The following is a 20,423-nucleotide window of genomic DNA, read 5'->3' on the forward strand; positions in this document are numbered from 1 at the left end:
TTTGGCTGGCGTTTCACGGCTTGCTGCGCATGCGCTTAGATCAGGATGAATGCCCGCACAACCTCGTGATCGCGCGTCAGGGGCGTTTTTCGCGGTTGATGCCGGTTGTCGGGCATGAAAAATCCGCCGCGATCCTTCGATCGCGGCGGCCAGGGGTTCGATGGCGCCTCAGGCGTCGTTCTTGCGGCGCTGGAACAGCATCAGGCCGCCGCCGATGACGATGCCGATCAGGTCGGTCAGAAGTCCCGCGTCCAGCATGCCAAGCGCGGCCGCGATCAACATGATCCGGATCGGCCAGCCGATGCGGCCGAAGAACCAGCCGATGATCCCCGACGACAGCAGATAGATGCCGAAAAGCGCCGAGACGGTGACATGGATGGTATCCAGCCAGTCGCCCTGCATCAGCAATGCGTCCGAGAAGAAGAACATATAGGGCACGACGAAGGCCGCCAGCCCGATGCGGAAGCTCTCCATGCTGGTCTTCATCGGGTCCGATTGCGCCAGTGCCGCACCCGCATAGGCCGCCAAGGCAACGGGCGGGGTGATGGCCGACATGACCGCAAAGTAGAAGATGAAGAAATGCGCCGTCAGCGGATCGACACCAAGGTTGATCAGCCCCGGCGCGATGACCGATGCCGCCACCGCATAGGCTGCGGTCGTCGGCATGCCCATCCCCAGGATCACCGCCACCAGCATCGAGAACATCATCGCCAGCAGCTGCGACTGGTCCGCGATCCCCAGCAGCAGCGCGGAAAACCGCGTCCCGATGCCAGTCAGGGCGATGACGCCGACGATGATGCCCGCCGCGGCACAGACGGCCACCAGTTGCAGCACCATCCGCGCGCCGATGTCCAACGCGTGGAACAGCTGGCGCGGACCCATGCGATTGGGCGTCAGCCAGGATACGACCGCCGCCGTGATCATCGCCAGCGTGCCGCAGCGGATCACCGAATAGCCAAGGAACAGCGCCCAGATCAGCACGATGATCGGCGCGAACAGATAAGCCTGCCGCAGCAGGGCGCCCAGCTTCGGCAGGGCGGACCGCGGCAGGCCCACCATCTTGAACCGCTGCGCCATCAGGTCGACCATGAAAAAGATACTGGCAAAATACAGCAATGACGGGATCAATGCGGCCCAGATGATGTCGTTGTAGGGAATGCCGGTGATCTCGGCCATGATGAAGGCGCCCGCGCCCATGATCGGCGGCATGATCTGCCCGCCCGAGGAGGCCGCGGCCTCGACCGCCGCGGAAGTCTGGGCGCGATAGCCGACCTTCTTCATCAGCGGGATCGTCAGCGAACCGGTCGACACGACGTTGCCCGCGCTGGTGCCGTTGATCATCCCCATCAGGCCCGATGCGAAGACTGCGACCTTGGCCGGTCCACCACGCTTGTGGCCCGCCGCGGCAAAGGCCACGTTCACGAAATAGGCGCCGACATGGGTGGCCTGAAGGAAGGCCGCGAAGATCACGAACAGCACGATATAGGTCGAGGAAATCGCGATCGGCGCGCTGAGGATGCCGTTGTCGGTGAAGATGTAGGAAAAGAAGCGCTTGGGCGTATAGCCCGAATGGCTGAATATGCCGGGCATCCATGGGCCGGCAAAGGCATAGACGACGAAGACCGCCGAGATGATGACCAGCGCAAGGCCCGCCATCCGGCGCACGCCTTCCAGGATCAGGATCACGCCGGTGATGGCCGCCCACATGTCGCCCGGCTGCGCCATGGGCATCCCCGCCCGCATCTGCAGCGCCCGCGCGAAATAGATGACGTAACCGATCGAGGCCAGCGTCGCGATGGCCAGCAGCGCATCGCCCGCCGACCAGATGCCGGGGCGGCGATCCTTCGCGACCCAGCCATGCACCACCGCCAGCGCCGTGCCCACGGTCAGCGGAATGCCGAAGGTGCCGATGGTCCAGGCGGGGGGCAATGCCTCGCCGCGCAGCCACCAGTTGCCCCAGATGACCGCAATGGCCAGGGCGCCATAGAGGATCCCCGCCCCCGCCGCGAACAGCAGCGGCTTCGACAGCGGATGTCCGGCCTTGTCCTCCTTTTCGGGATCGAGGCCATAGGCTCCGAACAGCAGGAAGCCAAGCGCAAGCCCCCCGCCAAGGTGCAGCAGGCGGTATGTCCAGGTCTCGAGCGGGTAGACGTTCATCACCAGCAGGTGGAACAGCGAGTAGGCTGCGCAGGCGATCGCGATGATCATGTGGCGCGAACCGGTGAACACACGCTGGTTGCCCGCAGGCGGTTCGTCGTCCACGGCCGCCGTGGCGACCACCGGACTGGTCAGGTCGTCAAGCCGGTCCGATTCAGGGATAGTCGGGCTGGAAGTTGTCATCACGTCACCGAATGTCGGAAGGGATCAGTGTCGCGGGCGGATCTGCCCGCGACAGAGTTGACCTGGCTGGTTCAGCGCAGGTCTTCGGGGATGGTGATGCCGATTTCCTCATAGTAGCGGACGGCGCCCGGGTGGAAGGGCATGAAGTTGTTGGTGTCCCAGTTCTCGGCCAGGGTCTCGACCGCCGAGGCGTGCAGCTGCTTCATGCGGTCGTTGTCCTCAAGCGCCAGCTTGGTGATCTCATAGGCCAGGGTTTCAGGCATGTCCTGATGGGCGATGGCGAAGTTCCACATCGAGACCGAGGCCACATCCTCGTCCTGCCCCTCGTAGGTCCCGGCGGGAATGGTGAAATCCTGCATCGAGGGCGCGGATTCCTTGAAGGTCGCCACATCCTCGTCCGACAGCGGCAGGAAGGTCACGTCGTTCTGGATGGCCAGTTCGCTGAAGGCGCTGGTGGGCAGGCCCGCGGCATAGACGAAGGCGTCGATCAGCCCGTCGGCCAGCTGGCCCGCACCGTCCGAACCGCCCGCAAAGCTGGCGTTCACGTCGATGCCCGCGGTTTCGAAGTAACGCTGCCAATAGGTCGCCGAGGTGCCCGATGCCGGCCCCAGGTTCACGCGCTTGCCATCCAGGTCGCTGATCGATTCGATCCCCGAGGACGACAGCACCACCGCCTGCAGCGGCGTCTGATACATCGGGAATAGCGCGCGCAGGTTGCCCGCCTCGGTGCCCGGCATCAGTTCGTTCTGACCCTGCATGGCCTCTTGCGCGGGGCCGGTGGTGGTGAAGCCCAGCAGCGTTTCGCCGGTTTCGACCAGCACGACGTTCTGGACCGGACCGCCGGTGATCTCGACGCTGGTCGGCAGGTCCAGCTGTTCCCCGATGATCGAGCCGAGACCCGAACCCCACACGAAATAGGTCCCCCCCTGCGACCCGGTCGAGATGCTGAGGCTGGACGGCCAGTCGGCGCGGTCCTGCGCGAATGCCGGAACGGCCGCGATGGTGGTGGCGGCAAGCATGGCATAGGTAAAGGTCTTCATCGTCAATTCTCCTCCCATGGTCTTTATCCCGCATCGCCTCTTTGGCGCGATGCGTTGACGAACAGCATGACATGGCCGATGGATCGTCACATACAGTTGGAAGAGTATATTAAAAAACGATATAATCAGGCAGTCTGCTCGATCTCGGACAGATGGCGGTCCAAGGTCTCGAGGATGATGTCGCGCTGCGGATCACGCGTGCCCCGCGTCCAGGCCGCCGCCAGGACCAGCTTGGAACGGGTCGTGCCGTCGGGAATGGCCAGGCGAACGAAGCGCACCCCCGGGACCGTGATGCGCGCGGTCCAGCGTGGCACGATGGCGAGGCCGGTTCCTGTCGCCACGAGGTTGACGATGGTGTGCTTTTCCTCGGCGACCTGCGCGATCCGCGCGGTCAGGCCCGCATCCAGGAACAGCTTGATGGTCAGATCGTGGGAATGCGGACGCGACCGCCGGTCGGGCACGATCAGGGGGGCGTCGGCCAGATCGGTGACGGCGATCTGGTCGCGGTCGGCCAGGGGATGATCGGCAGGCAGCGCCACCACCGCGGTCTCGAAGAACAGCGTGCGGAAGTTGATGCGGCGGTCGCGCGTGTCGGGCGGTCGGCAGAAGACGATGTCCAGGCTGCCGCTCAGCAGGCGGGGCAGCAGGTGGATGGTCTTCTGCTCGATCAACTGGACCTCGATGCCCGGATGCTCCTCGCGCAGGAACTGCAAAAGCTGCGGCATCATGCCGGCGGCGGCGCTGTCGATGGCGCCCACGCGCAGGACCGGGGCCGTGGACTTGCGGATGCCGCGGATCTTCTCCTCCAGCGACTCGGCCTGGGTGATGATGGCGCGGACATCCTCAAGGATGGCCTCGCCTGCCTCGGTCAGCGACACGCTGCGGGTGGTGCGTTGGAACAGCTTGGTATCCAGCTGCTCCTCCAACAGCCGGACCTGCCGCCCCAATGAAGCCGGCAGCATCCCCATCGATTGGGCCGCGCGTCCGAAGTGCAATTCCTCGGCTGCGGCGACGAAACATTTGAGATGAGAGATATCCATGAATGCTCTCTGAAAATTGACGAATTATAACATTATGTAATATAAATGCGCCAAGGAATGAATTCCAGCGTTGTCACGCCGATCTGCCGCAAGGATAAGGCAGAGGTCACCCGTCCGGCGCCCGGACGACACCGTCAACCCGCCGGCCCTTTTCGTTCGCGCCGGATGCGAGGTCAAAAGTGAAGCACCTGATGACAGCCGTTCTTTCAACCCTTGTCGCGACCGCCGCCCATGCCGAGGTGATCCCGGACGTCGCCTATGACGACAAGGAACGCACCACGCTGGATCTCTATCTGCCCGATGGCGTCAAGGATGCGCCGCTGGTGCTGTTCATCCACGGCGGACGCTGGATGCGCAACGACAAGGATCAGGTCAACCTGCTGGACCGGGCCGAGGCGCTGAATGCCGCAGGCATCGCCGTCGCTTCGATGAATTACACCTATTCCACGCAGGCAATCTGGCCCGCGCAGCGTGACGATGTCGCCACCGCGATGAAATTCCTGGCCGATCATGGCGCGGAATACGGTTACGACCCTGATCACATGGCCGTTTGGGGCCAAAGCTCGGGTGCGCATATGGCGCTTTGGGCGGGCATCCTGTCCACGCAGACTGATATCCCCGACCTGGATGCTGTCGTGGCCTGGTATGCACCCTCGGATCTGACGCAAATCGCCAGCGACAGGCTGGACGACGACGTGCCCGGCGGGAACGAGGTCTCGGACGAGCCGACCCCGGAAGCCCGCCTGATCGGCGGCGCGATCGATACCCACCCCGAACTGGCAAAGGCGGCCAGCCCGCTTGCCGCGATCGAGGATCTGCCCGATGACGTCGCCTATCCGCCGACCATGCTGATGCATGGCGATCAGGATGTCGTCGTCTCGCCCCTGCAAAGCCAGCGGCTGATCAAGGCCCTGCAGGCACGGGGAACCGAGGCGAGCCTGACCATGGTCGAAGGCGCCAGCCACGGCGGCCCCCTGTTCGCCCCCAAGGTCCCGCAGGTGGTCGAATTTCTGACCAAGCGGTTCGGTCTGGACTGAGCCCGGCGCGGATCAGAGGATCAGGATCGCCCTGAAGTCGTTCACGTTCGTCAGCGTCGGTCCGGTCCGCACCAGCGTTCCCAAGGCATCGAAGAAGCTGTAACTGTCGTGGCGCGCCAGGTAGTCGCGCGACCGCAGGCCCAACGCAGCAGCATCCTGCAACGTCGAGGGTGCGATGACCGCCCCTGCCGCATCCTCGGTTCCGTCGATGCCATCGGTATCCACGGCAAGCGCGTGGATGCCGGGATGACCGTTCAGGGCCTGTGCCAAGGCCAGCAGGAATTCGGTGTTGCGCCCGCCACGGCCGGGGGGCGTGTCGCCGATGGTCACGGTCCCCTCTCCGCCTGAAAGCAGGACCACCGGCGCGGGCGCAGGGGTGCCGTGACGCGCGGCTGAACGGGCGATCCCCGCCATCACGACGCCGATCTGCGCGGCCTCTCCCTCCAGCGCGTCGCCCAGAAGGACCGGGGTCACGCCGGCTTTGCGCGCAACCTCGGCCGCGGCTTCCAGCGACATCTGGGGTGTGGCGATCATGCGATAATCGACGGGGAAGTCTTCCTGTCGCGCCGCATCCACCGACAGGATCTGACGCGCCGCGGCAGGCAGCCCAGGTCCCAGCCTTTCGATCAGATGCGACAGGTCCTCGGTCCCCGAAGGGTCGGGAACCGTCGGGCCCGACGCGATGGCCGCCGGATCATCCCCCGGCACGTCCGAGATCGCCAGGGTCACGACCCGCGCGGGCAATGCCGCCCGTGCCAGCCCGCCGCCCTTGACCTGCGACAGCCTGCGCCGCACGCGGTTCATGTCGTCGATGGCAAGCCCCGAAGCCAGCAGCAGCTTGTTCACCGCGATCTTGTCGTCCAGCGTCAGGGGCGCGACCGGCAGGCTCAGCAGCGCCGATCCCCCACCCGAGATCAGGGCCAGAACCAGATCGTCCGGCCCTGCCGTCCGCACCATGTCCATGATGCGGGCGGCGGCATCCATGCCCGCCTGATCGGGAACGGGGTGCGAGGCCTCGCGGACCTCGATCCGCTCGGTCGGAACGGCATGGCCATAGCGCGTCACGACCAGGCCCGACAAATCGACGTCGGGCCAGGCCTTTTCCACGGCCCGGGCCATGGCGGCGGCGGATTTCCCCGCCCCCACCACCAGGCAGCGCCCCTTAGGCTTTTCGGGCAGATGGCGGGCCAGAACCGTGGCAGGGTCCGCTGCCGCGATGGCGGCATCCATCATCTGCAGCAGCAGGCTGCCCGCATCATCTTCCCGCATGGTCATGCTCAGATGTTGTCGCCGCGAATGGCGTCGCAGACGGCATCCGTGACCTGCTGGGTGTTGGCATCACCACCGACATCGGGCGTCATCACGCCATCGGCACAGACCTTCTCGACAGCGCGCATCAGGCGCGTGGCGGCATCGCCCTCGCCCAGGTGCTCCAGCATCTGCGCGGCGGTCCAGAAGGTGGCCACCGGGTTCGCGATGCCTTTGCCGGCGATGTCGAAGGCCGAGCCGTGGATCGGTTCGAACATCGAGGGATAGCGACGCTCGGGGTCGATGTTGGCCGTGGGCGCGACGCCGAGCGAACCCGCCAGCGCACCTGCCAGATCCGAAAGGATGTCGGCATGCAGGTTGGTGGCGACGATGGTATCCAGGCTTTTCGGGTCCTTGACCATGCGCACGGTCATGGCATCGACCAGCATCTTGTCCCATTTGACGTCGGGGAATTCCTTGGACACCTCTGCGGCGATCTCGTCCCACATGACCATGCCGAAGCGCTGCGCGTTCGACTTGGTCACCACGGTCAGGAACTTGCGCGGACGCGATTGCGCCAGCTTGAAGGCATAGCGCATGATCCGCGTGACGCCGACACGGGTGAAGATCGAAACCTCGGTGCCGACCTCTTCGGGCATGCCCTTGTGGGCGCGACCGCCATGGCCGGAATATTCGCCTTCCGAGTTCTCGCGCACGATGACCCAGTCCAGGTCGCCGGGGCCGACATGTTCCAGCGGGGACTTGATGCCGGGCAGGATCTTGGTCGGGCGGACGTTGGCGTATTGGTCGAAGCCCTGGCAGATCGGCAGACGCAGACCCCAGAGCGTGATGTGATCGGGGACGTCGGGCGCACCGACGGCACCGAAGAAGATGGCGTCGAAGGCCTTCAGCTGTTCGGGGCCGTCTTCGGGCATCAGCGCGCCGGTCTTCTTGTAGCGCTCCGAGCTCCAGTCGAATTCGGTGACGTCGAAGGTGAAGCCTCCGTCGCGGCGGGCCAGTGCCTCGAGCGCCTGCAGACCTGCGGCGATGACCTCGGGGCCGATTCCATCGGCCGGAATTGCGGCAATCTTATAGGTTTTCACAATCTGCTCCTCGTCTGATTTCAGCTGTTGGAAAGCCTGTCCAAGGTTGTCGTCCATCATTGCGCAGTCCTCCCGTTCGCAGCGCCGGACGGCGCGTTGCAGGGGCAGGTTAGGAACGGGACGAGGCCGAAGCAATTTTCAGATATTTATATAAGTTCCAGATATAATGATGAACCGCCGGAGGGATATGTCGGGATTTCAGCGGCTTGCAACCCCGCTTGCCCCTCTGCCAGCCTGCATATGCGCGCATAGGATAAGCCAGGTGCCGAACCGGCATTAGATACGATCCGTATATAATCTTTGCGCAGTGGAATTTCACATCGTGCAAGCAGATGTTCTGCCATCTGAGCTGCGTCGCCAGACGAACGCTTGGGGAGGGAAGCCTGAGGAGGAGGATTTCCATGAACATGCCAGCATTGCCGCTGCACCCGTGCATCATGGGCGCATGCATGCCCCGGTCGGGCTAGACCCGCCAATCCCCGACAATCCGACGCCCGCTTTCGCCACTGCTCCGGTGGCTTTTCGTCCATGGGCGGTCCACCGATCGCCCACGACCTTGGGAGGAAACCATGAGTCCGACAAGCATCACCCTGCTGCTGCTGTTATTTGCCGTCGTCATGTTCATCTGGGAACGGATCCCGCTGGCCCTGACGGCGATGATCGTCTGCCTGGCCCTGGCCATCACCGGAGTCCTGAGCCCCGCCGAAGCCTTCGAGGGTTTCGTCAACAGCAACGTCATCCTTTTCGTCGCCATGTTCATCATCGGCGGCGCCCTGTTCCAGACCGGCATGGCCAGCGAGATCGGCGGCCTGGTCACCCGGTTCGCCCGGACGGAACGGCAGCTTGTGGTCGCCATCATGCTGATCACCGGCCTGATGTCTGGCCTGCTGTCGAACACCGGCACCGCCGCCGTCCTGATCCCCGTGGTCATCGGCATCGCCAGCCGTTCCGGCTTCGCCCGTTCGCGGCTGCTGCTGCCGATCGTCTTCGCGGCGGCCATGGGCGGCAATCTCAGCCTGATCGGCGCCCCCGGCAACCTGATCGCGCAGGCGGCGCTTGAACCCCAGGGGCTCAGCTTCGGCTTCTTCGAATACGGCTATATCGGCCTGCCGATCCTGCTGGCGGGCATCCTGTTCATGGCCACCATCGGCCTGCGCCTGCTGCCCGACCACAAGGTCGAGGGCGAAAGCCAGCCGGTGACCAAGGCCGAGGCCGCAACCCCCGAGGTGCCGCGGTGGAAGAAGAACGCCGCCCTTGCGGTCCTGATCGTCACCGTGCTGGGCATGGTCTTCGAAAGCCGGATCGGCATCCGCCTGCATGTGACCGGTGCCATCGGCGCGGCGGCCCTCGTGCTGCTGGGGGTCGTGACCGAAAAGCAGGCCTATCAGTCGATCGACGCGCGGACCATCTTCCTGTTTGGCGGCATCCTGTCGCTGGCCACCGCGATGGAGACGACGGGCGCAGGCACCGCCGTGGCGAATGCCGTCCTTGGCCTGATGGGACCCGACACGCCGATGTTCGTCATCATGCTGGCGATCTTCCTGATTGCCGTGGCACTGACGAACTTCATGTCGAACACGGCGACGACGGCCCTGTTGGTTCCGATCGGGCTGTCGATCTCGACCACGATCGGGGCCGATCCGCGCGCCGTCCTGATGGCCATCGTCATCGGCGGGTCGCTGGCCTATGCGACGCCCATCGGGATGCCCGCCAACGTCATGGTCCTTGGACCGGGGGGATATACCTTCAAGGATTACGCAAAGGCGGGCGTGCCGCTGATCCTGGTTTCGACGGTCGTCAGCATGACCCTGCTGCCGATCCTGTTCCCCTTCTTCCCATAAGGGTCTGAAACCGCTGCGGCCGCGGGCAATTGTCCCGCGGTCGCACGACCTTGCAGCCTCTGCTCAGACGATGCCGCCGCCGCCGCCCTGCACCTTGGGGCGTTTCGCGGCGACTTGGGCCCGATAGCCGGCGGCGCGATAGGTCGCCACCGGGTCGATGGCACCGCCCGCGCGTTTCCGCGCCATGGCCAGGATCGGATCGACATCGGTCCGGAAGGCCGCCCGCAGCGTGGCCGAGGCCATCAGCGCATCGTTGTCATCCTGGAACCCCGCCAGCGCGGCACGGTCGACAAGCGAGGCCTGCACGAAGGCGCGCTGGATCTCGATGGCAGAGATCATCAGGCTCTCGATGGGGTCGGTGACGTTGTGGCTCTGGTCGATCATATGCGACAGGTCCAGCCCCCTGGCTTCGGCATCGACCAGCTCGTTCCAGACCAGGAACAGGCGATAGGGCTCGATCGTGCCGGCATCCAGATCGTCGTCGCCGTATTTTGAATCGTTGAAGTGGAAGCCGCCCAGCTTGCCCGCGTGGATCAGGCGGGACACGATCATCTCGATGTTCACATTGGGGGCGTGGTGGCCCAGATCGACCAGGCACATGGCCTTATCGCCCAATTCCTGCGCGGTCAGCAGCGATGTGCCCCAATCCTGCACCACCGTCGAATAGAACGCCGGTTCATAGATCTTGTGTTCCGAGAACAGCCGCCAATCCTCGGGCAGCCCGGCATAGATCTGCTGCATCGAAGCCAGATAGCGGTCGAACTGGCGCCCCATATGGGTCTGGCCGGGAAAGTTCGAACCATCCCCGATCCAGACGGTCAGCGCCCTGGAACCCAGCCTGTGCCCGATCTCGATGCATTCGAGGTTGTGTTCCACCGCCTGCGCCCGCGTTTCCGCCGAGACATGCGAGAGCGAGCCGAACTTGTAGCTGTGCCCGTCGCCCGTGTCGCTGAAGGTGTTGGAGTTCATCGCGTCGAACCCCAGCCCGACCTGCTGCGCCTTGGCCAGCAGATCCGAAGGCTCGGCCCTGTCCCAGGGGATGTGCAGCGAGACGGTGGGTGTGGCCTGTGTCAGCTGGTGGATCACGCCGCAATCGTCCAGCTTGTCGAAGATGTGGGCGGGTTCCCCCGGACCCGGAAAGCGGGCAAAGCGGGTGCCGCCGGTGCCGGTGCCCCAGCTGGGGGCGGCCACGGCAAAGCGTGCCGCCCTTTCGGTCATGGCCTCGATGTCGATGCCGCCGCGCGCCAGCCTTGCGCCCAAGGCGTCGTAATCGGCGCGCAGGTCGGCATCGCGGGCCGCGTTCTCGGCAGCGATGATGTCGCTGGAAATCATGTCATCCTCCCATCGGCGCGATTGCGGGGGCGCCGGCCCTATCTGGATATCACGCGGTGTCCGGGTCAGCGCGTGAAGGCTTCCTTGTTGCCCGCGTCGACATTGATGATGTTGCCGGTCGATTTGGCCGAACGGTCCGAGGCCAGGAAATAGGCGGCCTCGGCGATATCCTCGGGCAGGACCGCGCGTTTCAGCAGGCTGCGCTGGCGATACATCTCCTCGAGGCCGTCCTTGTCGGTGCCATAGGTCGAGGCGCGCTGATCCAGCCATTCGCCTTCCCAGATGCGGCTGCCGCGCAGGACGGCGTCGGGGTTGACGACGTTGACGCGGATGCCCGCCTCGGCGCCTTCCAGCGCCAGGCAGCGGGCCAGATGGATCTCGGATGCCTTGGCGGTGCAATAGGCGGCGGCATTCGGGCTGGCGGCCAACCCGTTCTTCGAGGCGACGAAGACGACCGCGCCGCCGATGCCCTGCGCCCGGAAGATGCCGAAGGCCGCGCGCGAGACAAGGAAATACCCGGTCGAGAGGATCGCCATGTTGCGGTTCCACAGATCCAGCGTGGTCTCCTCGATGGGCGCGGAGGAGGCGATGCCCGCGTTGGACACCAGGATGTCGATGCCGCCGAATTCCACCGCCAGATCGTCATGGGCCGCAGTCACCGCCGCCTCGTCGGTGACGTTCATCTGGACGGTCCGCACGACATCCGCACCGTGGCGATCCGACAATGCCGTGGCGGCGCTGTCCAGGGCGGCCTCGTCGATGTCGGCCAGCATCACGCAGGCGCCTTCGGATAGGAAGCGTTCGGCGGTGGCCATGCCGATGCCGCCCGCACCACCGGTGACCAGCGCCACGCGCCCCGCCAGCGATTTCGGCTTGGGCATGCGCTGCAGCTTGGCTTCCTCGAGCAGCCAGTATTCGATGTCGAAGGCCTCCTGCTCGGGCAGGCCGCAGTATTCCGACACGCTGGAGGCACCGCGCATGACGTTGATCGCATTGACATAGAACTCGGCCGAGATGCGCGCCGTCGCCTTGTCCTTGGCGAAGGTGATCATGCCCACGCCCGGCACAAGGTAGACCACGGCATTCGGGTCGCGCATCGCCGGGCTGTCGGCACGCTTGCAACGGTCGTAATAGGCCGCGTAGTTCTCGCGATAGGCGGCGATCTGATCGGACAGCCCCGCCAGCACCTGATCCAGGTTTTCGCGGGCGGGATCGAAGTCCACGACCAGCGGACGGATCTTGGTGCGCAGGAAGTGGTCCGGACATGACGTCCCCAGGGCGGCCAGATCCGGCATGTCGCGGGCATTGACGAATTCCAGCACCGCATCGCTGTCGTCGAAATGGCCGACCATATGCTGGTTGCCGGACACGAAGCCGCGGATGGCGGGCATCAGCCGGGCCGCCACGGCGCGACGCGCATCGGTGGGCAACGCATCGTGGACCGCGCCGCCGAAGACCGGTTTGCCCTTGGTCTCGCCCTCGAAGAAATCGATGGCGCGGTTGATGATGGCCAGGGTCAGCTCATAGCATTCCTTGGCGTCATCGGCCCAGGTGAACAGCCCGTGCGATTCGAGGATGACGCCCTTGGCATCGGGATTGTCGATGCAGAATTTCTCAAGCCACAGCCCCAGTTCGTAGCCCGGCTTCTTCCACGGCAGCCAGCCGATCTGATCGCCGAAGACCCGACGCGTCAGTTCCTGCGAATTCTTCGAGGCGGCGATGGCGATGATCGCATCGGGGTGCATGTGGTCGACATGCGCCTTCGGGACATAGGCGTGCAGCGGCGTGTCGATGGATGCCGCGCGCGGGTTCAGGTTGAAGGTGCAATGGGGCAGCAGGGCGACCATCTCATCCTCATGTTCGACGCCGCGGTATTTGCCCTTCAGCGCGCGCAGCCTGTCCATGTACAGCGTCGCGAAGCCGTCCATCCGGATCGAGCCGACATCCCCGCCCGACCCCTTGACCCAAAGCACCTCGGCCTGGTCGCCCGTCAGCGGATCGGCCTGCATGACCTTGGCCGAGGTATTGCCGCCCCCGTAATTCGTGATGCGCTTGTCCGACCCCAGAAGGTTCGACCGATACAGCAGCTTTTCAGGCTCGCTCATCCCGGCGGCACGGGTGTCGTCCCACAGCGAATGCAACTGGCCGTGCAATTTCTGGTCAAGACTGGTCATCGGTATTCTCCTCCGGGTGGGCGATCTGTAGTGACAGGTCTTCCGCAAAACTGAAGCCGACACCGCCGACTGTCAATCATTATCGATCATTTGCAATCATAACTGATCTAAAATGATTGACAGTGATCGAACAACCCCGCAATGTTCCCGAAGGAGGAGCGCGATGCACGAGAAAGAACGCCAGAGGATCATCCTGTCGGCCATCGAGGACCGCCCCGTCGTCATGGTGGCGGAACTCTGTGCCCTGACAGGCGCATCCGAGGCGACGATCCGGCGCGACATCGCCACGCTGGATACGATGAAGCAGCTGCGCCGGGTGCGGGGCGGGGCCGAGGCGCTGAACCCCAACGACGTTCCGGCGCTGGCGGGCAGGCCGTTTTCCATCAATGAAACGATCATGATCGAGCAGAAACGCGCAATCGCCCGCGCGGCGGTCGAATTGTGCAGGGACGGCGATCCGATCATCATCAACGGCGGGACGACGACCTTCCAGATGGTGCATCCGCTGGCCTCGCGCCGGTTGCAGGTCTTCACCAACTCGTTTCCCATCGCGGAACATCTACTGAAGCATTCGCGCAATACGATCACCCTCTCGGGGGGGACGATCTATCGCGAACAGAACATCATCCTGTCGCCCTTCGACAATGACGTGACCCGCAACTTCTATGCGCGGCGCATGTTCATGGGCGCGCAGGGCGTCGGCCCGCTTGGGTTGATGGAGGCCGATCCGCTGCTGATCCAGGCCGAGCAGAAGCTGATCGGCCAGGCGGACGAGCTGGTGCTGCTGGTGGATTCGACCAAGTTCGACAACCGATCCTCGCTGGTGCTTTGCGGGCTGGACCGGATCGACGTGCTGATCACCGACGAGGGGATCAGCGACCGCGCCGCCGCCATGGTGGAAGGTGCGGACGTGAAGCTGATCGTGGCGACATCCGCCCCGACGAGGGAGAGAGCGGCCGCCGGCTGACCGGCTGCCGAACAGGGGAGGTTCAAGGGGAGGACATGATGAACCGTATCTTGCAACTGACGATGACGGCGGCCATGGCGACCGGGCTGATGGCCCAGGGTGCCGCGGCCGAGGACATGCGCATCGCGCTTGTGGCCAAGGCGCTTGGCATCGGCTTCTTCGAGGCGGCCGCCAAGGGCGCCGAGGAAGCCGCAGGGGAATTGGGCGGGGTCCAGATCATCTATACCGGCCCGACCGACACCACCGCCGAGGGCCAGATCGAGGTGATCAATTCGCTGATCGCCCAACGCGTCGATGCCATCGCGATTTCCGCCAATGACACCGACGCGCTGGTGCCGACGCTGAAGAAGGCCATGCAGCGCGGCATCACCGTGATCAGCTGGGACAGCGGCGTGGCCGAGGACGGGCGGCTGGCGCATCTGAACCCATCCTCGAACCCGCTGATCGGGAACATGATCATCAAGTTGGCCGCCGATGAACTGCCCGAGGGCGGGCAGGTCGGGCTGCTGTCGGCCACCACCACCTCGACCAACCAGAACATCTGGATCGAGGAGATGATGAAGGTCATGGGCGACTATCCGGGGATCGAGGTCGTCGGCACCGTCTATGGCGACGATCTGGCCGACAAGTCCTATCGCGAGGCGCAGGGCCTGATGCAATCCCACCCCGATCTGGACGCGATCATCGCGCCGACCTCGGTCGGGATCGTGGCAGCGGCGCAGGCGGTCGTGGATGCGGGCAAGGTCGGAGAAGTCAACGTGACCGGTCTGGGCCTGCCCTCGGAAATGGCGGGGGCCATCGAAAGCGGGGCGTCGAAAAGCTTTGCGATCTGGAACCCGATCGACCTGGGGTATTCCGCGACGATCATGGCCTATCACCTGGCCAAGGGCGATGCCCAGGCCGAACCCGGCGCGGAAATCCAGATCGGGCGCATGGGAACGGTGACGCTGGACGAGACGAACTCGGCCGCGATGGCGGATCCCTTCGTCTATGACGCCGGCAACATCGACGACTTCAAGGACATCTTCTGATCCTTGCGTCGCGGCGGCGCATCACGGCGCCGCCCTTTTCCAGCCATTCACCCTGACGACAGGCGAGGTTCAGATGAACGAACGCTCTGCGGCGGCCGGGCAGCCCGTGCTTGCGCTTGATGCCATCACCAAGACCTTTCCCGGCGTCAAGGCGCTGGACGGCGTGCACCTGGAGCTGCACGCTGGACAGGTCACCGCCCTTGTCGGCGAAAACGGGGCCGGGAAGTCGACGGTGGTCAAGACCCTGACCGGCATCTATCAGCCCGACGGCGGGCGCATCCTGATGGACGGGGCCGAGGTTCGCTTCCCGTCCGCGCAGGCGGCCGCCGATCAGGGCGTCACTGCCATCCACCAGGAAACCGTGCTGTTCGACGAGCTGAGCGTGGCCGAGAACATCTTTCTGGGCCATGCCCCGCGCGGGCGCTTCGGCCTGATCGACACCAAGGCGATGCGCCGAAAGGCCCAATCCCTGCTGGACGGCATCGGCGCCGGTATCGATGCCGGGGCGCGGCTGAAGGACCTCGGCATCGCCTCGCGCCACCTGGTGGCAATCGCGCGCGCCTTGTCGGTCGATGCCCGCGTGGTGATCATGGACGAACCCACCGCCGCGCTGAGCCAGAAGGAGATCGAGGAGCTTTACGTTCTGGTCGAGACCCTCAAGGCGCAGGGCAAGGCGATCCTGTTCATCAGCCACAAGTTCGACGAGATCTTCCGCATCGCCGACCGCTGGTGCGTCTTCCGCGACGGGCAGTTCGCCGGGCAGGGCCTGATGTCCGAGATGGACGAAGGCAGACTGGTCCAGATGATGGTGGGCCGCTCGGTCGACCAGATCTATCCCAAGCGCGCGCCCGTCATCGGCGACGAGGTTCTGAAGGTCGTGGGATACTGCCATCCGACCGAATTCGACGACATCGGCTTTACCCTGCGCAGGGGCGAGATCCTGGGCTTCTATGGCCTGGTCGGCGCGGGCCGGTCGGAATTCATGCAGAGCCTGATCGGCATCACCCGGCCCACCAAGGGCGTCACGCGGGTCGAGGGGACCATCAGGGTGATCCGATCCCCCGCCGACGCGATCGCCGCTGGCATCGTCTATGTCCCCGAGGATCGCGGCAAGCAGGGGGCCATCCTGGACATGCCCATCTTCCAGAACGTGACGCTGCCGTCGTTGGGAAAGACATCGCGGTCGGGCTTCACCCGGATGGCGCAGGAATTCGCGCTGGCGCGGCGCTATGTCGAACGGCTGGACCTGCGCGCGGCCTCGCTGGACACGCGCGTGGGCGCCCTGTCGGGCGGCAACCAGCAGAAGGTCGTCATCGCCAAATGGCTGGCGACGCAGCCCAAGGTCATCATCCTGGACGAGCCGACCAAGGGCATCGACATCGGGTCCAAGGCCGCCGTCCACGACTTCATGTCCGAATTGGCGGCCGAGGGACTGTCGGTGATCATGGTCTCATCCGAGATCCCCGAGATCATGGGCATGTCCGACCGCGTCATCGTCATGCGCGAGGGCCGCATCGCCGCCCAGCTGCAGGGCGACGACCTGACCCCCGAAACCCTTGTCCGCCACGCCGCGGGCATCACCGACAGCGCAAGGGGGCAAGCCGCATGAGCATGCTGAAATCGCGCGAGGCGAACCTGACGGGCGCCATCCTGCTGCTGCTGGCGCTGATCGCCACGCGCTTTCCGGGCTTCGTCGCCCCGGCGAACCTGATGGCCGTCTTCAACGACACCTCGCCGCTGATGATCCTGGCGCTTGGCCAGATGGTCGTCATCCTGACCCGCTGCATCGATCTGTCGGTGGCGGCCAACCTGGCGCTGACGGGCATGATCTGCGCCATGCTGAACGTCGCCTTTCCCGGCCTGCCCGTCGCGGTCATCCTGATCGTGGCACTGGCCTGCGGGGCGGTGATGGGCGCGGTGAACGGCCTTCTGGTCTGGAAGCTGGCCATCCCGCCCATCGTCGTGACGCTTGGGACGATGACCATCTATCGCGGCATCATTTTCCTGCTGTCGGATGGCGCATGGATCAACAGCCACGAGATGTCGGCAAGTTTCACCGGCTTTCCGCGCACCCCGATCCTGGGCCTGCCGGTGCTGGGATGGCTGGCGATTATTGTGACGGCGGGCATGGCGCTGATCATGGCGCGCACGCCCATGGGCCGCAGCTTCTATGCCGCGGGCAACAACCCCCATGCCGCCGTCTATACCGGCATCGACGTGGGGCGGGCGCAGTTCCGGGCCTTCGTCATCTCGGGGACGCTGGCGGGGCTGGCGGGCTATCTGTGGATCTCGCGCTATGCGGTCGCCTATGTCGATATCGCCGGCGGGTTCGAGCTGGACGTCGTGGCCGCCTGCGTCATCGGCGGCGTGTCCATCGCAGGCGGCGTCGGCACGGTCCTTGGCACCATCCTGGGGGCGCTGTTCCTGGGGGTGATCAAGAACGCGCTGCCGGTGGTCGACATCTCGCCCTTCTGGCAGCTGGCGATCTCGGGGGCGGCGATCCTGGTGGCCGTGACCTTCAATTCACGGTCGGGCCGTTCGCGCGGGCGGATCATCCTGAAATCGGCGGGGCAGGGGACATGAGCATCACCACGACCACGAACCGCAGGATCCCCGACCAGCTGACCAGTCCCGTCAGCCGCGTGCTGAGAAGCTGGGAAAGCCTGCTGCTGCTGGTGGCGGTCTTCATCTTCACCCTGAACAGCTTCGCCTCGCCCTATTTCCTGGATCCCTGGAACCTGTCGGACGCGACCTTCAACTTCACCGAGAAGGCGATGATCGCCTTTGCCATGGCCTTGTTGATCATCGCGGGCGAGATCGACCTGTCGGTCGCCGCCATCATCGCGCTGGCCTCCACCGCGATGGGGCTTGTGATGCAGGCGGGTTTCGGGACCCCGGTCATCGTGCTGACGGGGCTGGCGACCGGCCTGATCTGCGGCGGGTTCAACGGGTTGATGGTCACGCGCCTTGGGCTGCCCTCGATCGTCGTGACCATCGGCACCATGAGCCTGTTTCGCGGCATCAGCTTCATCATCCTGGGCGATGGCGCCTTCCGCGGCTATCCCGACAGCTTCGCGGTCTTCGGGCAGGGCTATGCCTTCTGGGTGATCACGGTCGAATTCGTGATCTTCGCGCTGCTGGCGGTGGTCTATGCCGTCATCCTGCACCGGACGAACTTTGGCCGCGCGGTCTTCGCGGTCGGCAACAACCCCACGGCGGCGCTGTTTTCCGGCATCCGGGTGGCGCGGGTCAAGATGATCCTGTTCCTGCTGACCGGGCTGATGTCGGGGCTGGCGGCGGTCTGCCTGACCTCGCGCCTCGGATCGACCCGGTCGTCCATCGCCAGCGGGATGGAGCTGGAGGTCGTCACCATGGTCGTCCTTGGCGGCGTGAACATCCTGGGCGGGTCGGGCACCATCGGCGGCGTGGTGATCGCGGCCTTCGTGATGGGGCTGGTGACCTTCGGGCTGGGTTTGCTGAACGTGCCGGGCATCGTCATGTCGATCTTCATCGGGCTGCTGCTGATCGGGGTGATCGCCCTGCCGCGGCTGTGGTCCAGAATAAGGAGCAGGTGATGGAGAAATACGCCTTCCGCATGGTCCTGAACCCCGGCTGCCTTGAGGAATACCGCCGTCGCCATGACGCGATCTGGCCCGAGCTGGTCGCGCTGCTGCGGGATGCCGGGGTGCAGGACTACTCGATCCACCACGACCCCGAAACGAACGCGCTGTTCGGTGTCCTGTGGCGCAGGTCCGATCACGGCATGGCCGCCCTTGTCGATGAACCCGTGATGCGCCGCTGGTGGGATCACATGGCCGACCTGATGCAGACGCACCCCGACAACCGCCCGCGTCAGATCGAGCTTGATACCGTCTTCATGATGCCATGACCGAACCCCATGCCCGCCATGTCGCGGTGATCGACGTCGGCAAGACCAATGCCAAGCTGGCGCTGGTCGATGGCCGGACCCTGCGCGAGATCGCGGTGGTCACGCGCCCCAACCGCGTGCTGCCCGGCCCGCCCTGGCCCAGCTTTGACCTGGAGGGGCATTGGGCCTTCTTCCTCGATCACCTGAGCGCCTTTCAGGCCGAATACGGGATCGACGCCATCGCGGTCACGACCCATGGCGCCAGTGCGGTCCTGCTGGATCGCGAAGGCGGGTTGGCCGTGCCCATGCTGGATTACGAACACGACGGACCGGACAGCTTGGCCGCGGCCTATGACGCCATCCGCCCGCCCTTTACCCAGACCGGTTCCCCGCGCCTGCCGCTTGGGCTGAACCTTGGCGCGCAGCTGTTCTGGCAGTTCGAGAGCGACCCGGGGCTGCGGGACCGGGTGGCGCATGTGGTGACCTATCCGCAGTTCTGGGGCTTTCGCCTGACGGGGCAGCTGGCGACGGATGTGACCTCGCTTGGGTGCCATACCGATCTGTGGGACCCGCATCGGGGGGCGTTTTCGCCGCTGGTCGAACGGCTGGATCTGACCCGCAAGATCGCGCCCGCTCGTCGCGCGGATGCGGTGCTGGGGACGATCAGCGCCGATATCGCCGCGCGCACCGGCATGTCGCCGCAGGTTCCCGTCACCTGCGGGATCCATGACAGCAATGCCTCGCTCTATCCGCATATCCTGTCGCAGCGGGCACCGTTCTCCGTCGTCTCGACCGGGACCTGGGTGATCGCCATGGCGGTAGGGGGCGATGCGCCGGTGCTGGACCCGGCCCGCGACACCTTGGTGAACGTGAATGCGCTTGGACAGCCCGTCCCCTCGGCCCGCTTCATGGGGGGCCGCGAATACGAGGTCATCCGCGACGGCTGCGATGCCATCCCCACCCCCGCCGACCGCGCCGAGGTTCTGGCGGGCCTCGCCCTGCTGCCCTCGGTCGTCAATGACAGCGGGCCGTTCCAGACCCGCCGCCACGCTTGGACCCGCCAGCCCACGACCGATGGTGCGCGGATGCTGGCGCTGTCGTGGTACCTGGCGTTGATGACCGATACCTGCCTGTCGCTTGCCGGCGCCAGGGGTCCCGTCATCGTCGAGGGCCCCTTTGCCCGCAACGCCGATTTCACCGCCATGCTGGCCGCCCTTCGGCCCGAGGTCCGCATCGCGGCCTCGGCCACGGGGACCAGCGTCGGGGCAGCAATGCTGGCAGGGCTGGATGCGCCCCCGCCCCGGACAATGCCCGTGACCTGCGCCGACCCCGCACCGATGCGCGCCTATGCGGCGCGATGGGCCCAGCATGTGAAAGACCTCGAATGCGATTGAACAACTGC

Annotated in this window: 16 protein-coding genes; 9 read left to right on the forward strand and 7 right to left on the reverse strand. The window is 65.2% G+C overall.

Going from position 1 to position 20,423, the window contains the following annotated elements; all coding sequences use genetic code 11:
• Positions 1-168: 168 nt before the first annotated feature.
• The 3 genes from DDE75_RS11585 to DDE75_RS11595 all read right to left on the reverse strand — a co-directional run bounded on the left by DDE75_RS11585 (position 169) and on the right by DDE75_RS11595 (position 4,420).
• Complete coding sequence (locus DDE75_RS11585) at positions 169-2,340, reverse strand: TRAP transporter permease (protein ID WP_108502547.1); 2,172 nt, start codon at positions 2,338-2,340, stop codon at positions 169-171.
• A 71-nt stretch (positions 2,341-2,411) separates the two neighbouring features.
• Positions 2,412-3,380 carry a TAXI family TRAP transporter solute-binding subunit gene (locus tag DDE75_RS11590; protein ID WP_108502548.1) on the reverse strand — a complete coding sequence of 323 codons (969 nt, stop codon included), beginning with the start codon at positions 3,378-3,380 and terminating at the stop codon, positions 2,412-2,414.
• Positions 3,381-3,505: 125 nt separating this feature from the next.
• Positions 3,506-4,420: a LysR family transcriptional regulator gene (locus DDE75_RS11595; protein WP_108502549.1), complete on the reverse strand. Its 915-nt coding sequence runs from the start codon at positions 4,418-4,420 to the stop codon at positions 3,506-3,508.
• Between the two features lie 191 nt (positions 4,421-4,611).
• On the opposite strand from DDE75_RS11595, the gene DDE75_RS11600 reads away from it, so the two are divergent.
• Positions 4,612-5,457 carry an alpha/beta hydrolase gene (locus tag DDE75_RS11600; protein WP_108502698.1) on the forward strand — a complete coding sequence of 282 codons (846 nt, stop codon included), beginning with the start codon at positions 4,612-4,614 and terminating at the stop codon, positions 5,455-5,457.
• A gap of 12 nt (positions 5,458-5,469) precedes the next feature.
• On the opposite strand, the gene DDE75_RS11605 is transcribed toward DDE75_RS11600, so the two are convergent.
• Both DDE75_RS11605 and DDE75_RS11610 read right to left on the reverse strand, forming a co-directional pair.
• Positions 5,470-6,726, reverse strand: coding sequence for a glycerate kinase type-2 family protein (locus DDE75_RS11605; RefSeq protein ID WP_108502699.1), 1,257 nt, complete (start codon positions 6,724-6,726; stop codon positions 5,470-5,472).
• An 8-nt stretch (positions 6,727-6,734) separates the two neighbouring features.
• Complete coding sequence (locus DDE75_RS11610) at positions 6,735-7,868, reverse strand: tartrate dehydrogenase (RefSeq protein WP_272482570.1); 1,134 nt, start codon at positions 7,866-7,868, stop codon at positions 6,735-6,737.
• A 509-nt stretch (positions 7,869-8,377) separates the two neighbouring features.
• Between DDE75_RS11610 and DDE75_RS11615 the strand changes: the two genes are divergently transcribed.
• On the forward strand, positions 8,378-9,649 hold the full coding sequence (locus DDE75_RS11615; protein ID WP_108502550.1) for an SLC13 family permease: 1,272 nt from the start codon (positions 8,378-8,380) through the stop codon (positions 9,647-9,649).
• Positions 9,650-9,712: 63 nt separating this feature from the next.
• Here the strand turns inward: DDE75_RS11615 and rhaI are convergent, their stop codons facing one another.
• Positions 9,713-10,981, reverse strand: a complete 1,269-nt coding sequence (rhaI, locus tag DDE75_RS11620) for an L-rhamnose catabolism isomerase (RefSeq protein ID WP_108502551.1) — start codon at positions 10,979-10,981, stop codon at positions 9,713-9,715.
• A gap of 65 nt (positions 10,982-11,046) precedes the next feature.
• Positions 11,047-13,155, reverse strand: a complete 2,109-nt coding sequence (locus DDE75_RS11625; protein WP_108502552.1) for a bifunctional rhamnulose-1-phosphate aldolase/short-chain dehydrogenase — start codon at positions 13,153-13,155, stop codon at positions 11,047-11,049.
• Positions 13,156-13,318: 163 nt separating this feature from the next.
• On the opposite strand from DDE75_RS11625, the gene DDE75_RS11630 reads away from it, so the two are divergent.
• The 7 genes from DDE75_RS11630 (at position 13,319) to DDE75_RS11660 (ending at position 20,415) form a co-directional block, all read left to right on the forward strand.
• Complete coding sequence (locus tag DDE75_RS11630) at positions 13,319-14,122, forward strand: DeoR/GlpR family DNA-binding transcription regulator (RefSeq protein WP_108502553.1); 804 nt, start codon at positions 13,319-13,321, stop codon at positions 14,120-14,122.
• A 62-nt stretch (positions 14,123-14,184) separates the two neighbouring features.
• Positions 14,185-15,153, forward strand: coding sequence for a rhamnose ABC transporter substrate-binding protein (rhaS, locus tag DDE75_RS11635; protein ID WP_418304184.1), 969 nt, complete (start codon positions 14,185-14,187; stop codon positions 15,151-15,153).
• A gap of 73 nt (positions 15,154-15,226) precedes the next feature.
• Entirely contained in the window at positions 15,227-16,762 is a 1,536-nt protein-coding gene (locus DDE75_RS11640) for a sugar ABC transporter ATP-binding protein (protein ID WP_108502554.1), read from the forward strand.
• Positions 16,759-17,736, forward strand: coding sequence for an ABC transporter permease (locus DDE75_RS11645; RefSeq protein WP_108502555.1), 978 nt, complete (start codon positions 16,759-16,761; stop codon positions 17,734-17,736). Before DDE75_RS11640 ends, DDE75_RS11645 begins: the two co-directional genes overlap by 4 nt.
• Positions 17,733-18,728, forward strand: coding sequence for an ABC transporter permease (locus DDE75_RS11650; RefSeq protein WP_108502556.1), 996 nt, complete (start codon positions 17,733-17,735; stop codon positions 18,726-18,728). Before DDE75_RS11645 ends, DDE75_RS11650 begins: the two co-directional genes overlap by 4 nt.
• Positions 18,728-19,042, forward strand: a complete 315-nt coding sequence (locus DDE75_RS11655; protein WP_108502557.1) for an L-rhamnose mutarotase — start codon at positions 18,728-18,730, stop codon at positions 19,040-19,042. Before DDE75_RS11650 ends, DDE75_RS11655 begins: the two co-directional genes overlap by 1 nt.
• The gene (locus tag DDE75_RS11660) at positions 19,039-20,415 is read left to right on the forward strand and encodes an FGGY-family carbohydrate kinase (protein ID WP_108502558.1); all 1,377 of its coding nucleotides are present in this window, start codon (positions 19,039-19,041) and stop codon (positions 20,413-20,415) included. Before DDE75_RS11655 ends, DDE75_RS11660 begins: the two co-directional genes overlap by 4 nt.
• Positions 20,416-20,423: the final 8 nt, after the last annotated feature.

The organism is Paracoccus indicus (assembly GCF_003056335.1).
Classification (GTDB): Bacteria; Pseudomonadota; Alphaproteobacteria; order Rhodobacterales; family Rhodobacteraceae; genus Paracoccus; species Paracoccus indicus.

Coding starts and splice junctions, on each gene's coding strand:
- DDE75_RS11650 (WP_108502556.1), top strand. CDS start 17,733: ATGAGCATCACCACGACCACGAACCGCAGGATCCCCGACCAGCTGACC.
- DDE75_RS11625 (WP_108502552.1), bottom strand. CDS start 13,155: ATGACCAGTCTTGACCAGAAATTGCACGGCCAGTTGCATTCGCTGTGG.
- DDE75_RS11645 (WP_108502555.1), top strand. CDS start 16,759: ATGAGCATGCTGAAATCGCGCGAGGCGAACCTGACGGGCGCCATCCTG.
- DDE75_RS11605 (WP_108502699.1), bottom strand. CDS start 6,726: ATGCGGGAAGATGATGCGGGCAGCCTGCTGCTGCAGATGATGGATGCC.
- DDE75_RS11630 (WP_108502553.1), top strand. CDS start 13,319: ATGCACGAGAAAGAACGCCAGAGGATCATCCTGTCGGCCATCGAGGAC.
- DDE75_RS11640 (WP_108502554.1), top strand. CDS start 15,227: ATGAACGAACGCTCTGCGGCGGCCGGGCAGCCCGTGCTTGCGCTTGAT.
- DDE75_RS11600 (WP_108502698.1), top strand. CDS start 4,612: ATGACAGCCGTTCTTTCAACCCTTGTCGCGACCGCCGCCCATGCCGAG.
- rhaS (WP_418304184.1), top strand. CDS start 14,185: ATGACGGCGGCCATGGCGACCGGGCTGATGGCCCAGGGTGCCGCGGCC.
- DDE75_RS11615 (WP_108502550.1), top strand. CDS start 8,378: ATGAGTCCGACAAGCATCACCCTGCTGCTGCTGTTATTTGCCGTCGTC.
- DDE75_RS11585 (WP_108502547.1), bottom strand. CDS start 2,340: ATGACAACTTCCAGCCCGACTATCCCTGAATCGGACCGGCTTGACGAC.
- DDE75_RS11660 (WP_108502558.1), top strand. CDS start 19,039: ATGACCGAACCCCATGCCCGCCATGTCGCGGTGATCGACGTCGGCAAG.
- rhaI (WP_108502551.1), bottom strand. CDS start 10,981: ATGATTTCCAGCGACATCATCGCTGCCGAGAACGCGGCCCGCGATGCC.
- DDE75_RS11610 (WP_272482570.1), bottom strand. CDS start 7,868: ATGATGGACGACAACCTTGGACAGGCTTTCCAACAGCTGAAATCAGAC.
- DDE75_RS11595 (WP_108502549.1), bottom strand. CDS start 4,420: ATGGATATCTCTCATCTCAAATGTTTCGTCGCCGCAGCCGAGGAATTG.
- DDE75_RS11655 (WP_108502557.1), top strand. CDS start 18,728: ATGGAGAAATACGCCTTCCGCATGGTCCTGAACCCCGGCTGCCTTGAG.
- DDE75_RS11590 (WP_108502548.1), bottom strand. CDS start 3,380: ATGAAGACCTTTACCTATGCCATGCTTGCCGCCACCACCATCGCGGCC.